10 protein-coding genes are annotated in these 14,717 nt (G+C 46.8%); 9 read left to right on the top strand and 1 reads right to left on the bottom strand.

What is annotated here, in order from left to right:
• Positions 1-32: 32 nt before the first annotated feature.
• Positions 33-998, bottom strand: a complete 966-nt coding sequence (locus BP95_RS31030; RefSeq protein ID WP_021254629.1) for a LysR family transcriptional regulator — start codon at positions 996-998, stop codon at positions 33-35.
• 147 nt (positions 999-1,145) lie between these two features.
• Between BP95_RS31030 and leuC the strand changes: the two genes are divergently transcribed.
• The 9 genes from leuC (at position 1,146) to BP95_RS31025 (ending at position 14,645) form a co-directional block, all read left to right on the top strand.
• Positions 1,146-2,570, top strand: coding sequence for a 3-isopropylmalate dehydratase large subunit (leuC, locus tag BP95_RS0119905; RefSeq protein WP_028533080.1), 1,425 nt, complete (start codon positions 1,146-1,148; stop codon positions 2,568-2,570).
• A 14-nt stretch (positions 2,571-2,584) separates the two neighbouring features.
• Positions 2,585-3,196 carry a 3-isopropylmalate dehydratase small subunit gene (gene leuD, locus BP95_RS0119900; RefSeq protein WP_021254627.1) on the top strand — a complete coding sequence of 204 codons (612 nt, stop codon included), beginning with the start codon at positions 2,585-2,587 and terminating at the stop codon, positions 3,194-3,196.
• A gap of 220 nt (positions 3,197-3,416) precedes the next feature.
• Entirely contained in the window at positions 3,417-4,151 is a 735-nt protein-coding gene (locus BP95_RS0119895; protein ID WP_028533079.1) for a class I SAM-dependent methyltransferase, read from the top strand.
• Positions 4,152-4,457: 306 nt separating this feature from the next.
• The gene (locus BP95_RS0119890) at positions 4,458-5,957 is read left to right on the top strand and encodes an N-acetylmuramoyl-L-alanine amidase family protein (protein ID WP_028533078.1); all 1,500 of its coding nucleotides are present in this window, start codon (positions 4,458-4,460) and stop codon (positions 5,955-5,957) included.
• 66 nt (positions 5,958-6,023) lie between these two features.
• Positions 6,024-6,650, top strand: a complete 627-nt coding sequence (locus BP95_RS0119885) for a GerMN domain-containing protein (RefSeq protein ID WP_028533077.1) — start codon at positions 6,024-6,026, stop codon at positions 6,648-6,650.
• Positions 6,651-6,779: 129 nt separating this feature from the next.
• Positions 6,780-9,554, top strand: a complete 2,775-nt coding sequence (locus BP95_RS0119880; protein ID WP_028533076.1) for an S-layer homology domain-containing protein — start codon at positions 6,780-6,782, stop codon at positions 9,552-9,554.
• A 103-nt stretch (positions 9,555-9,657) separates the two neighbouring features.
• Entirely contained in the window at positions 9,658-10,353 is a 696-nt protein-coding gene (nth, locus tag BP95_RS0119875) for an endonuclease III (RefSeq protein ID WP_021254622.1), read from the top strand.
• Positions 10,353-10,625, top strand: a complete 273-nt coding sequence (locus BP95_RS0119870; RefSeq protein ID WP_021254621.1) for a hypothetical protein — start codon at positions 10,353-10,355, stop codon at positions 10,623-10,625. Before nth ends, BP95_RS0119870 begins: the two co-directional genes overlap by 1 nt.
• 105 nt (positions 10,626-10,730) lie before the next feature.
• Positions 10,731-14,645 (top strand): dynamin family protein, encoded by a 3,915-nt coding sequence (locus BP95_RS31025; RefSeq protein ID WP_051614148.1) that lies wholly within the window; start codon positions 10,731-10,733, stop codon positions 14,643-14,645.
• The last annotated feature ends 72 nt before the right edge of the window (positions 14,646-14,717 follow it).

The raw sequence follows: 14,717 nt of genomic DNA, 5'->3' as shown, positions 1-14,717 counted from the left end.
CGATGAGCTGATTCGTACATAGAGATACGAACTCATTCAGACTTCTTAGGTTGATTCATCATTCCTCCGGCGCGAACTCGCGAGCCGAAGCGGGCTGTGATCGTATCTTGCAGTGTCTGCATGAAGGCTTCTGCCGCATGGGACATATAGCGGCCTTCACGATACGCGATAACAAGCGTACGGGAAGGTCTTCCTGTCAGCGGAAGATATAACGGAACAAATTCGCTTCGAGGAGCAGTCGCAATAAATGAAGGAACTAAGGCAACCCCCATACCAGCTGCAACGAGAGACTGGACGGTCTCAATGTTCGTGCTCTCGAATACGACATTCGGGGTAAAACCGGCTTCCTGGCACAATTGTACGGTAATTTGCCGGAATCCTTGACCACGCTTCAAGAGAATGAAGGGCTCGTCTCGGAGGTCTGATAAGGACACCGGACTTGGCTCAGAACATTCGCAATGCTGCTTGGCAAGAGAATGCTGAGGGGGGATTGCCAGCAGAATCTCCTCTTCCACGACAGGTCGATAGGTAAGAGAATCATCCGTTAAGGGCAGAGATAGCAGGCATAGATCATTCTTGCCTTGGGCCGTCATTCGCTCCAGGTTGGACGTCGAAGTATCCTCTACGAGTACCAGATCGATGGCTGGATAGCGTTCATGGAATTGAGGAAGGACATGGGGGAGGATATGGGATCCCGTAATCGGCATTGTCCCGATAACCACCTTTCCCCTCTTCGTTTGGCTGATATCAGCCATTTCATTCTTCAACTGTTCCATCGCATCGAGCATCTTCTGCGCGCGGTCGACGAATATCTCTCCTGCATGTGTGAGTTCCACTGAATTGGTCGTCCGTTGAAATAAGAGGACGCCAATTTCCTTCTCTAGCTTCGACAACTGCTGGCTTAATGAAGGCTGTGCGATGTGCAGCTTCTCAGCAGCCCGGGAGAAGTTCCTCTCCTGTGCAATTTGGACGGCATAGAGCAGCTGTCTAAATTCCATGTCCGTTCATCCTTCCTCTGGATAGCTTATAGGTTAAACCTATTGTAATTATAGATATTATATCTTGGATCAATGAAGAAAGAAATGCTATATTTGGTGGCAAGAGAAATAGAGAGAGAAGCGTAAAATCGCGGAGAGGTGAAGGAAATGACGATAAAGAAGACCATGTACGAGAAGATTTGGGATCGGCACGTCATCGTGCAAGAAGAAGGCAAACCAAGCATTTTATACATTGATTTGCATTTGGTGCACGAGGTAACATCCCCGCAAGCTTTTGAAGGATTGCGCTTGAGCGGCCGCAAGGTAAGACGTCCGGATCTTACATTTGCAACAATGGATCATAATGTACCGACGAAGGATCGGTTCAACATAACAGATCCAATCTCGAAGCAGCAGATCGATACATTGTCACAGAACTGTGCAGACTTTGGTGTTACGCTGTTCGACCTGGACAGCATTGATCAAGGCGTGGTGCACGTTATGGGGCCTGAGCTTGGTCTTACTCATCCAGGGAAGACGATTGTCTGTGGGGACAGCCATACGTCGACGCATGGTGCATTCGGCGCCCTTGCATTCGGAATTGGCACAAGCGAAGTTGAGCATGTCATGGCTACACAATGCTTGCAGCAAGCGAAGTCGAAGACGATGGAAGTGCGCTTCGTTGGCAAGCGCAAGCCAGGCGTTACTGCGAAGGATATGATCTTGGGCTTCATTGCGCAGAACGGCACTGATTTTGCAACTGGGTATGTCATTGAATACACAGGCGAATCAATCCGCCAATTGACGATGGAAGAGAGAATGACTGTATGCAATATGTCCATTGAAGCGGGTGCACGTGCTGGTCTAATCGCACCAGACGAGACAACATTCCAATACTTGCGTGATCGTCAGTATGTGCCTCAAGGCGGAGCTTTCGATGCTGCTGTTGCAGAGTGGAAGAGCTATGTAACCGATGAGGGCGCTGCTTATGATGTTGTTGTTGAAGTGGATATGGATCAGCTTATTCCACAGGTGACTTGGGGAACGAGCCCAGGTATGGGTACCGATATTACGTCGAACGTACCGAACCCTGCTGATTTTACAACCGAAAATGAACGTAAAGCTGCTGAGAAAGCACTTGAATATATGGATCTGACACCTGGTACGCCGATGACTGAAATTGCTGTCGACTATGTATTTATCGGCTCATGTACAAATGGCCGTATCGAGGATTTGCGTGCAGCGTCAGAGATAGCTAGAGGCTACAAGGTGAGCGATAAGGTAACGGCTATCGTTGTTCCAGGCTCTGGTCGGGTTAAGCTTCAGGCGGAGAAAGAAGGCTTGGATCAAGTATTCGTGGAAGCGGGCTTCGAATGGCGTGATGCTGGATGCAGTATGTGCCTTGCCATGAACCCGGATGTGCTCCAGCCAGGACAACGATGTGCTTCGACTTCCAACCGTAACTTCGAAGGACGTCAAGGCCGCGGTGGACGTACGCATTTGGTATCGCCAGCAATGGCAGCAGCAGCGGCAATCAAGGGGCATTTCGTTGATGTGCGCAACTGGGAAATCAAAGCGGAAGTATTGAACTAAGGGAGGAACGAATCATGCAACCATTTACATCATTGAACGGTCTTGTTGCCCCAGTTGATCGGGTCAACGTGGATACAGATGCAATCATTCCTAAGCAATTTTTGAAGCGTATTGAACGGAGCGGATTCGGCCAGTTCTTGTTCTACGAGTGGAGATTCGACGAGGCGGGCAACGTTATTCCTTCCTTCACCTTAAACCAGCCGCAATATGAAGGAGCTTCCGTATTACTGTCCCGTGCGAATTTCGGTTGCGGTTCTTCACGTGAGCATGCACCATGGGCGATTCTTGATTATGGCTTCCGCTGTGTTATCGCTCCATCATTCGCAGATATTTTCTACAATAACTGCTTCAAGAATGGTATTCTTCCTATTAAGCTGTCAGAAGAGCAAGTTGATGAACTATTCCGTCGTGCAGCGGATAAGGACGGCTATCGTCTGGACGTGAATTTGGAAGAGAAGACAATTACGGATGAGTACGGATTGAACTACACTTTCGATCTGGATGAGCACCGTCGCCAATTTTTGCTGCAAGGTCTCGATGATATCGGATTGACGCTGAAGCATGAAGATGCAATTACTGCATACGAAGCTGCGAATGCGGGGCGTGTCGCTTACCCAGTCGTATAAGCACCGTTGACAATAGAAGGTATTACAATCCCTGGATTCGCTTCGGCGTTCCAGGGATTTTGTTGTATAAGCGTCGAGTAGCTGATTAAGATTAGTAAGTAGCATGCGGCACATAACGGACTTTTTCCTATTTGAGAAAAAATACATATTTAAAATTAAAAAGAAAATGGATTCCGGATTTCGTCCATGACAACGCATGGATATGGGAGATGAATAATAACTGAAGCAAAACAAATACGATGATGCGAATTTCTTTGCCGCATATGAGAATATGTCCCGTTCTATCCATGGGCTAGAAGGAGCGGGAGAATGGCATGTTTTACAGTCACTAATTCCAGATTTGCGCTACAAGAGTGTGCTAGATCTGGGCTGCGGCTTCGGCTGGCATTGTAGATATGCCCGAGAACAGCATGCCGACTCTGTAATAGGGGTTGATATTTCAGAGAAAATGCTGGAGAAAGCACGTGAATTGACAAATGATTCGTCAATCTCCTATTTGCAAATGCCAATTGAAGACATTCAGTTTGCAGATGAGCAATTTGATGTGGTGATTAGTTCGTTAGCCTTTCATTATATTGAGTCGTTCGATACGATTTGTGACAAAGTCTATCACAGCTTAAAACCAGGGGGCGTGTTTCTGTTCTCGGTGGAGCATCCGATCTTCACTTCGCGCAATGAACAAGATTGGGTGTACGATGAGCAAGGGAATATCCTCTATTGGGCAGTGGATGGCTATCAGGATGAAGGGAAGCGTGAAACGGCCTTCTTAACGGAGGATGTCGTTAAGTATCATCGAACGTTTGCTACGTATATGAGTAACTTGATTGATGCGGGATTTACGATACGTGCAGTGAATGAGCCGACTCCATCTGAGAAAATGCTGCGAGAAATACCCGGGATGACTGATGAACTGCGCAGACCCATGTTCTTGATTATTTCTGCTACTAGAAGTTGATATTTTTAGCGAGGGTAGACCATTTTCTATTTGCACTTTTTGTATGATCAGGTGCGAAATAGAGAACGGTCTTTTTGTTGTTGTTACGTATCCTGTCAATATTTATGTTCAAATGTGCAATTTTTGTCTTGCCATGTGGGAGTAGGTGATTTACAGTGAAAACAAGGGATATTTTAGCAGGTTTATTTTAGCCAAAAAATGTAGAAACTACGCAACTTTTGTACTTTTTATACGTCTAATAATACGTCCGTTCTTAATAGACAAATAGAATAGTGCGGAACATGACGAAAGGATGTAGAGGTGAAGATGCAGAAAAAACAAAAATTTGCGGTTGGATTGCTATTAATGCTGTTGTGTTTAGTGTTTCCTACGCTGGGACAAGCTGCACCTAATACGAGCTTGTACTTGAATGGAAATTCTTTGGCGATGCCAGAGAACATTTTGATGCTGAACAATTCGGTCATGGTCCCGATTCGCGTCGTTTCTGAAGAGTTGGGTTATAAGGTTGATTGGAATCAGAAGGCGAAGACGGTAGCTATAAATGATAATAGCAGAAGCATGAATCTCACCGTCAATCAGAAGACGGCGACAGTTGACAACAAGAGTGTTACACTTGTTGCACCACCGGTTATTAAAGGCGAGACTACACTAGTCCCACTTCGTTTTATCGGGGAGAATATGGGGTTGAAAGTGGATTGGGACAACTCAACCAAATCCGTGTACATGTTCACTTCTGACGAAGTAACGCCCCCAACACCTGATAAAGGCAATGAGGACAAGCCGACAAAGCCGGACAACGGCAATGGAGATAATGGCAGTAATGGTGGAGACCAAACAAAGCCAGATAACAATACTTCAGTCGTTACGAACTTTTCTTTTGACAATAATCAATTACATATTGCTTTAGATCATAATGTAAGACCGAGCATTATGACGATGGACAGCCCTAACCGGGTAGTTATTGATTTGCCGAATGCAGTGTTCTCGGACGAGTTCTATGAAAAATATAGTTTCAATAAAGATGGGCAAGGGGAATATGTAGTATCAGATTACCCAGATGTTCAGCGCATTCGCTTTGCAATGTTCAGCGATAAGCCGAATACAGCGCGCTTCGTTCTTGATTTGAACTACCCGTTGAATGGTGAAGTCACACTGAATGATCAAGGTTTGACGACCATTTCGCTGAATCAAAAGAGTGGAAATGACGATGGAAACGGCAATGGCGGAACAACGAAACCACCTGTAACGCCAAACAAACCAAATGGTACTTATACCGTTGTGATTGATGCAGGCCATGGAGGCAAGGACTCCGGTGCGCTTAGTTTGACGAAGAAGACGGAAAAGGACTTTACTTTGTCACTTTCCTTGAAAGTCGGAGAACTGCTTCGTAAAGAAGATAAGATCAATCTTGTTATGACGCGCGAAGACGACTCATTCCCTGAATTATCGGATCGTTCATCGCTTGCGAACAAAATTGGTGCGGATATATTCGTATCGATACATGGAAACAGCGCGAAAAATAGCCCTTCCGTAACAGGTACGGAGACGTTCTATTATCACAAGAGCAGCGAAGCATTTGCCAAGACGTTGCACAAAAATTTATTGAATGGAACGCAACTGAAGGATCGGGGTATCAAATTTGGAGATCTCCATGTTGTTCGAGAAACAAAGATGCCGTCGGCTCTGCTCGAAATAGGCTTCTTGACGAGCACGAATGACGAACCAAAAATGTATGACGACCAGTTCCAATGGCGCGTTGCGGAGAACATTGTCAAAGGGATTAAAGAATATTTGGGCGTATCCTGATTCCATAAAAAATGCAACCTTTGACGATCTGTTGCGTTATGAACGATGTAAAGGAGGTCGTGCTTTATGAAGACACGAAAATGGTGGGCACTTGCTGCCGCAGTTCTATCCATTACAATTATAAGTGCATGCGGTGCTAAGCCGACAACAAATGGAGCTGCTCAACCTGAGCAGCCAACAGCTGAACAACCTACGACGGAGCAGCCGACAACAGAGCAGCCGAACGAGGAAAAGCCGTCAGACGAGACAACGAAGCCTGAGCAGCCAACAACTGACAAAGGTCAAGAAACGAAGTCTGACAAGCAAGAAAAGTCGCTTGACGTATTTGTCTCTGATGATCAGCTGATGGAATTGAAGTCGTATAAGAAGACGATCCAGTTCTCTAATGATGACGAGAAATATGAAGCTGCACTTTCAGCGTTGAAGACATCTGACAATGATAAAGATATTCCGTTGTGGGAAAAGATCGACTTCAAATCTGTGAAAATGGATAAGGGAACGCTAGTCATTGACATTCATATTCCGGAAGAGGGTCATCTTGGAGCGGGCGGAGAGGCTTTTGCATTAGATGCTCTTACTAAAACGCTGTTCCAATTCGATGAAGTAAAGGCAATTGATATTCTGGTAGATGGAAAGTCAGATGAAAGCTTGATGGGCCATGTTACGTTGAAACATCCAATCAAGCGTCCATAGAGATCTGCACGAATCATGTAATTGAACAAAATAATACCAACAATTATTCAAGAACAGGGGCAGGAATTGCCCCTGTTCTTGTCGAAAAAGAACATCTTACGAAGAAATATATGTGGAAGGGGATGCATCATGCAAATAAATTCTAAACCGCGTGCACGCAAAGCGCGTGCATTGACAAGTGCGATCTTGGCCGTATCCATGATGCTGACATCTATGCAATTTGCGATGGCAGCTGAATCAAATACCGCTACAAAGACAAATCAAGTTACATCAACTTCGAGTACAAGTCCGATATTCAGCGATGTTAAGCTTGGTTATTGGGCAGAGAAACATATACATAAGCTTGCAGCATTGGATATTTTAAAGGGGAATAACGGCAAGTTCCGTCCTGGTGACGATGTAACGCAGCAGGAAGCCATCACAATGGCAATTCGCTATATGGGACTAGAGGGTGAATTGAATGCTGCAGATTCCGTAGCACTACCTGCTGATTTTAAGGTCGGAAATTTCTTCAAGCCGTATATTGTTCTGGCATTCCAAAAAGGGCTGTTGGAAAAAGAAGAAGAGATGGCGAAGCCGGATCCGAAGCAAGCATGGGGCGATCAAAAGGCAACCCGTGAATGGGTGACGAAAATTTTGGTTCGTGCTGTAGGAAAACAAGCAGATGCAGAGCGTGCAAAGAACAAGAAGACGACATTTGCCGATAATAGCAAGATTAGCGCGTCTGCATTAGGATATGTCAACACTGCTGTTGATCTGGAATTGACTACGGGAATGAGCGGCAACAAATTCGAGCCGCAAGGCAAAGTAACGCGCGCGCAGCTTGCAACATTCTTCAGTCGCGGAGAAAAAGTATCTAAGGTAAAGCACGCATTCGAATCATTCGGTTATGTGATGAGCCTAACGGATCAAGAGATTCGCTTGTATACGGAAGAGGGCAAGACAGCAACCTTCCGCCGCGATAAAAACACGATGTACTACAAAAATGACAGCGAGCAGGCGATCAATGCCTCCGATATTGGCCTATACATGAAAATCCGTGTCGCTGGACAATCGGGAAGCGCGGCATATGTTGAATTATTAGACGCTGAACCGAAGGTGGAAACTTCAACGGTTAAGCTGAGATATGTTGCGCCATCAGAGAAGAAGCTGTATTTCACGAAGGATGGCTCTGATGCATTGTCTGATATTGTGTACGACAACAGCGCGACTGTATTCAAGGATGCCAGCGGCAACACGATCGATCCTTCTAAGCTGATGGCGGACAGTGAGCTTGTCATCAAGCGTGAGACGTTTACGAATGAACGCAAAATTATTGAGGTTCAAGTAAAGTCTGGGCCTGTCAACAAATCGGCCAAAGGTACTATTACTTCTATTGATGTGAGAAGCCGTTCCGTGACGATCAAGAACGAACAAGGTGAGAGCGAAACCTACACGGTTGTGGAGGGAGCTTACGTTCGGTATAAGGATCAATTGTTGTCAGGCCTTAGCAGTATCAAGGAAAATGACACCGTCAATTATACGGTGAAGAATAGCGCCGTAACGGAAATCGAATTGACAAATGCCCAACAAGTTACGATTTCTGGTACGCTGTACGAAAAAGGTGCGACGAAAACGAGCATCACGATCCGAAAAGAAAACAATGAACTCGTAGCGAAGCTGCTTGCTCGTGATGTAAAGATTGAAATTGATGGAATGAACAATCCTACGTTCGACGATATTGTCGCAGGAGAATACGGAGATCGCGTCGAACTGGCCATGAACAATGAGGATCAGGTTGCCAACATCAAAGTAATGAACCGCAAGGCGGAAATGATAATTGGAGCTACAGTTGTAGATTTTGATAAAACGAACAAACTATTAATGGTAACTGACGAGCGCAAAGAACCTCACGTCTTTAAGCTCACATATGAGACTCGCTATGAGAATAACGGCTCCAAGGTTGGACTTGAGGATATCGCAAATCAGCTTAAGGATGGCAAACGCAAGGTGAATGTGCAACATACGGCCAAAAACGCGCTTCTGGTGCAGCTCGTCAACAAATTCGAAGGAACATTTGTCTATGCAAGCTCTACCGCGAAGACAGTGACGATGAAGCTTGCGAACGGACAAACGGTAACACTGCCTTATAAGGGGACTGAGCTAAGCGTAGAAAAGTATGGGAAAAACAATGTGACCTTGAATGATGTGAATAATGGTGATACAATAGTTGCCTACTTCACGGATGATCAATCCACACTATCGTCTCTCGCTGTTCGGCAAACGCTACAATTCGATATCGCGTATCGGGATGCGTCGGGGTATCGCCTTCGTCTGCGCTCGAGCGACTCGAAGGTTGAGGACTTTTATGTGGGAAATGCCAAGATCTATGATCTGAATAATAAAGAGATCAAGATTGCAGACTTGAAGGATAATGACTATGTCAACGTTGTAATGGACGGACGTTCTATCGTGGAAGTGCGTCAAGTTCAAGTTACTTATGGCCGAGTAGAGTCTGTGGATACAAACAACGGAACAATTCGAGTACGCGACAATGCTGGCTCCTTATCTGTGCACCAAGTAGGCAAGAACGCGCAAATTCAGGTTGATAATTCTTCTTCTACTTCGAATTTGAGCGCATTGAAAGAAGGAGACCGCGTAGAGGTGCGCAAGGACACAAGCGATCTTTCAGCTGTGAAGCTGGTCAGCGGAATGAAGCGCAGCTTCTGGCGCTATAATTCAAATACAAATGAATTGTATGTAAAGCGCACGATGGCTGAAAACAATTATATATTCAAAGTTCATCCGAATGCATCTATTCATTCGAAGGGCGAGAAAATCAGCCTGTCTTCCATCAAAGAAGATACCGATATTATGTTGTATATCATTAAGGATCAGGTTGTTGAAATCGAGAAAGTGTCTTAAACTACGATTAGGTTCACTTCGAACCGTCTCACCTTAGCGGGTGAGACGGTTTTTAGATGTGAATAGTCAAGCAGAATGGATAGAAAGGTGAGGTGACTTCCAGATGGCAACAAGTGCCCGCGTCCGACATATTCTCGATACGATTGGTCAGATGTACCCTGACGCGCATTGCGAGTTGACTCACGCCAATCCGTTCGAATTGACAATTGCAGTCCTGTTGTCAGCGCAGTGCACGGACGAGACGGTGAACAAAGTAACAGCTACGCTGTTCCAGAAATATAAAACACCGGAAGACTATCTAGCAGTTCCGCTTGAAGAGCTGGAGTCAGATATTCGGCGCATTGGCTTATTCCGCAACAAGGCCAAAAATATTCAAAAACTATGCCGCATGCTCATAGATAAATATGAGGGTGAAGTGCCAAGGGAGCATGCTCAGCTAACAGAGCTTCCAGGTGTCGGCAGAAAGACGGCCAATGTGGTCGTATCCAACGCCTTCGGTGTTCCTGCAATGGCAGTGGACACACATGTCGAGCGCGTCTCCAAGCGCTTGCGACTTGCCAACGAAGACGATAGTGTGTTGGAAGTGGAGAAAAAGCTGATGCGTAAAATTCCCCGTGAGGAATGGACAGATACGCATCACCGGTTAATCTTTTTTGGACGTTATCATTGCAAAGCGCAATCCCCCAAATGTGACATTTGTCCGCTGTTAGATAGCTGTCGAGAGGGTAAAATACGTATGAAAGCGACCAAACCTAGAAAGACTGGAAACTATAAGAACGTGGATGGGAGTCGGTCGTGATGAAATGTATTTCGGTATACACGAATGATTTTGAACAATTCTCTAATATTTATGAAAAGATTATGCAAACACCTATGCAAGAGGATGAAGAACGTGAGATTGACGGTGTTACGGTATATGCAGCTGGACAAGTTCCTGATCAGTATGTAGAACGTATGCGTCAAAAACGTGATGTTGTCGTAATGCGCGTGAAAGATTCAGGCATTACTATTTTACAGCGCGGAGAACAATTCGAAATCATTCTCCCCGAACAGCAAAATATGGTACACTAGAAACCGAGTATAAGGCAAAAAGAGGAAGCCGATTACTCGGTTTTTTCTATGCGCAAAAACGACAATTCGTGTTCCGTTAGGATAAAAGCGGTGAGGGAGACGTGAATGGAGAAGATGAATGCGAGGTTGCACACCAATTCGGCCATTGTGGAAAGAGATAGCGATGAACTCGGAAAATGGCTGAAGCATACAGCGGATCAGATGCGGCATAGGGGAGATGTGCAGCACGCCGAGAAGATGATTGAGCTTGCGAAGAAGTGGCAAGAAGCGATTGTGATGGTCACGTTTTGTGGACACTTTTCGGCAGGCAAATCAAGTGTAATTAATGCATTATGCGGCAAGCAGCTGCTTCCGTCGAGTCCGATTCCAACGAGTGCGAACGTGGTTACGCTCCGCTACGGAGAGCGTCAGGCGCGGGTTCTACGCAGATCTGAACAAGATGGAACGGTTCTTGAAGAGCCTGTGCAATTCGAGCAGCTGGATGATGTGTGCCGTGATGGTGCTGGTATAGAACGTGTCGTTCTCTTTGATGAAATTGATTGGTTGAAGCAAGGCGTTGCTCTGCTGGATACACCCGGAGTAGATTCTACAGATGCGGCACATCGAGCAGCTACGGAGGAAGCCATGCATCTGGCTGACATTGTGTTCTATGTGACGGACTATAATCACGTCCAGTCGGAGACGAACTTCGCATTCGCGAAGGAGGTTGCAGATGCAGGTAAGCCGCTTATCTGGATTGTGAATCAAATCGACAAGCACAGGGAGCAGGAGCTTACCTTCGAATCGTATCAGAGCGATGTCCGAAGTGCACTTGATGCATGGCAGTTGAAGCCCGAAGGCGTATTCTACATCTCTGTAAGGCAGCCAGAACATCCATTGAATGAATGGAATGCATTAGAAGCCTTTGTTCGTCAGACGGCGAGAGAACGGCTGCCGCTCGTTCGATATGGTATCTTACGTGCGGCACGTGAGCTCGTGTCTGCCCATGCAAAGGTTTTAAAGGAGCCGTTTGTAAGTAAACGTGAACAGCTAGTGGAACGTATAGGCGACGAAGCCTCCTTGGCTGCTTGGAAGGAACAGCTGCATCTTACGGAGCAGCGCATTGCAGAGCTTACAGCTCAGGAGCAGGAAGTAAATGCATCGTTCCAGAAGCAAGTGCAACATCTGCTTAGTAATGCGAATGTTACGCCTGCAGTAATGCGTGAACAGGCGCAGTCATATTTAGAATCCCGCAAGCCTGGCTTCAAGGTCGGTTTCTTATTCTCCAGTGCGAAGACAGACAATGAACGCACGCAACGACTGCAGTCCTTCACATCCATCTGGAAGGAAGGGTTGCGGGCAAATGTTGAGGTTCATCTCATCCAAATGATTCGCTCGCTGGCTGAAGAGGTAGGAGCAAACGAGCAGGAGGCATCGGCTGCGATGGAGCAAGCCATGCCTGATCTAGGTGATTCCTGGCTTGCTGATTCGGTGTCAGAGGGAGCGAGCGGTTCAGCTGAGTATACCTTGAATTATTGCAGATCAATAGCTGATGAAGCACGCGCGATGCTGCGTAGAGCCGCTTTGACAGTGGCAGAGCCATTACTAGAGATCAAGCTCCGTCAATATCGTGAAGAGCTTACGCGGGCAAAATCTAAGCTTGCTTCCATGAGCGAGCTCTCCCTCGAGTTCTCGGAAGTGGAGAATCGCCTACAAGCTACTACAGGGATCGAATCGGAATTGGTTCGAGCCATACAATTATGGCTGCCTGCTGATAAGCTGGAATGTGGCTGGATCGGTCTTCTTCCCGATATTCACAGCTTGAAGCAGGAAGCAAACAGCAAGGAGAAGGTAGTAGACCAGCAGCATGCTGCAGAGGCCAGGAACCAGGAACGCGTTCACAATGCTCCGGCCGGTAATGGCATAATTGATCACGTACAGCAGAGACGTTCAGATAAGCAGGCAATCGTTGAATCATGGTTGGAGTTGTCTACAGAGGCTGATGGGCTCGGGACAAGCGGCGATCTGGATAGACATGCCCAAGATCAATCTTTTGTAAAAGACTCTGAGCGCAATCTTATTGCTCATGGGTCAACTCCTAGTGGAACAGAACAGCGGTCAGAGGCTGCTGCTCCTAGCCAAGTTCGGGGCAAGCTGGTCCATACAGCTCAGAAGCTGGAGCAAGCAGCAGACGTGCTTGAACGGCTGGAATCGATGAAGATGCTTGCAGCAGAGATGCGGGAGAAGGCGAAGCGGCTCGACGAGAATCGCTTTACGGTTGCCTTGTTCGGTGCGTTCAGTGCAGGCAAATCATCGTTCGCGAACGCCCTTATCGGGCAAGATGCACTGCCAGTATCACCCAACCCGACAACAGCCGCAATTAATACAATCGAGGCAGCGACAGATAAGCATCCGCATGGCACGGCTCGCGTAACAATGAAGCGCCAAGCGAAGCTGCTTGATGACCTTCGCTATGCACTAGAGACCTTGGGCGAGCCTAATGCATCTACCATGGATATGGATGAAGTGCTCCATTCGCTTGCGCGAATTCGTCCAGAGACAATTCATCCGTCTGGGCGGCCATATTATCGATTCATTCAGGCTGTGGATCGTGGGATAGATGAGGCTCGAGGCCTATTAGGTCAGGAGCTAATGGTTGATGAGGCACAGTATCGCTTATTTGTAAGTGATGAATCAAGATCAGCGTTCGTAGAGCGCATTGATTTGTTCATAGACAGTGAGCTTACGAGACAAGGCTTCGTATTCGTAGATACTCCGGGTGCGGATTCCATTAACGCAAGGCACACGGGCGTTGCATTTGAATACATGAAGCAGGCGGATATTATATTGTTCGTGACGTATTATAACCATGCCTTCTCCCAAGCTGATCGACAATTCCTTACGCAGCTGGGTCGGGTGAAGGATGCCTTTGAGCTTGATAAAATGTTCTTTGTGGTCAATGCATCTGACCTTGCTGCCTCACCTGAAGAGCTGTCAAGTGTACTGGATTATGTGGAGGATCGTCTACGCGAATTCGGTGTGCGCAGTCCGCGGCTATTTCCGATTTCGAGCTTGCAGGCATTGGAGGGTAAGCAGCAAGCGCAGAAGGACAAGATTAGAACGTCGGGTATAGGTGAGTTTGAGCAGTCATTCCTAGCGTTCGCAGGCAATGAGCTGACTCAGCTCAGTATTCATTCGGCTCACAAAAGTCTGGATAGGGCAGCAAGACAGCTGAAGGCGATGTGGGATGCCTCACATGCCGATGCAGCAGAGCGTGAACGGGAAGTCATTCGTTATCAAGCATTGGCCGAACAAGCGCGTCGCAGCTGTACGGAGTGGCTGGAGCGTGATGAATCAAGCCTATTCCAGCAGGAAGCAGATGAATTGCTTTACCATGTGGGTCAACGATTGCAATTTCGCTTCGGTGATATGTTCTCTCACGCCTTCAATCCGGCTTCCCTGCGCAGAGATGATCGGGATATAGATAGTTCGCTGCAGCGTTGTTATGTAGAATGGATTCGCCTATTTAGCAAAGAGCTTGCGAATGAACTGTATGCGACCTCATTGCGGATGGAGCAAGGGGCCAAGAAGATGGTGATGAGCTATCACAATCGCCTGCAGCAAGCCATAACGGAGCAGCTGCCCGGATACTCACCGGCTGATGTGGATATGGGGGCTTGGCCAACGCCAGAGGTATCAGGTGAGCTGGACTTGCCGAATGTAACAACGCGGTGGATTCGTGGTTATTTCCGCAATAGTAAGGCCTTTTTCGAAGGCAGCGGTCGCAGCGAACTTAGACAGGCGCTGGAGCTGCAGGCGATGCAGGCGGTTAAGCGGGTAACAGAAGCTCATCGGGAACAATTTATCGAACATATCCTCACTCACTATAATAAGGTCATTCAAAAGTCCTACAAGGAGCTGTCAGACGCATTGGATCTGTATATGGAAAGATTGAACAATGCGCTGTATGCAAATGTGGATGAAGAGTTGCTTCAAGCTGTGATAAGTGCTTTGGAAGAGGTTATTTCGACAGATTCATAAAAGCATCCAAGTGAAGAGATGAATTCACGCGGAATCGATATCAAAACCGTATAAATTCCGTTCAAACGCTTA

It is taken from the genome of Paenibacillus sp. UNC217MF, assembly GCF_000686865.1.
Taxonomy (GTDB): domain Bacteria; phylum Bacillota; class Bacilli; order Paenibacillales; family Paenibacillaceae; genus Paenibacillus_B; species Paenibacillus_B suaedae.
Note: the sequence above shows the minus strand (reverse complement) of the source record. Positions and strands in the feature narration are given on the sequence as shown.

Bases quoted from the DNA above. Each gene is read 5' to 3' on its own strand.
- BP95_RS31030 (WP_021254629.1), bottom strand. From the start codon at position 998: ATGGAATTTAGACAGCTGCTCTATGCCGTCCAAATTGCACAGGAGAGG.
- leuC (WP_028533080.1), top strand. From the start codon at position 1,146: ATGACGATAAAGAAGACCATGTACGAGAAGATTTGGGATCGGCACGTC.
- leuD (WP_021254627.1), top strand. From the start codon at position 2,585: ATGCAACCATTTACATCATTGAACGGTCTTGTTGCCCCAGTTGATCGG.
- BP95_RS0119890 (WP_028533078.1), top strand. From the start codon at position 4,458: ATGCAGAAAAAACAAAAATTTGCGGTTGGATTGCTATTAATGCTGTTG.
- BP95_RS0119885 (WP_028533077.1), top strand. From the start codon at position 6,024: ATGAAGACACGAAAATGGTGGGCACTTGCTGCCGCAGTTCTATCCATT.
- BP95_RS0119880 (WP_028533076.1), top strand. From the start codon at position 6,780: ATGCAAATAAATTCTAAACCGCGTGCACGCAAAGCGCGTGCATTGACA.
- nth (WP_021254622.1), top strand. From the start codon at position 9,658: ATGGCAACAAGTGCCCGCGTCCGACATATTCTCGATACGATTGGTCAG.
- BP95_RS0119870 (WP_021254621.1), top strand. From the start codon at position 10,353: ATGAAATGTATTTCGGTATACACGAATGATTTTGAACAATTCTCTAAT.
- BP95_RS31025 (WP_051614148.1), top strand. From the start codon at position 10,731: ATGGAGAAGATGAATGCGAGGTTGCACACCAATTCGGCCATTGTGGAA.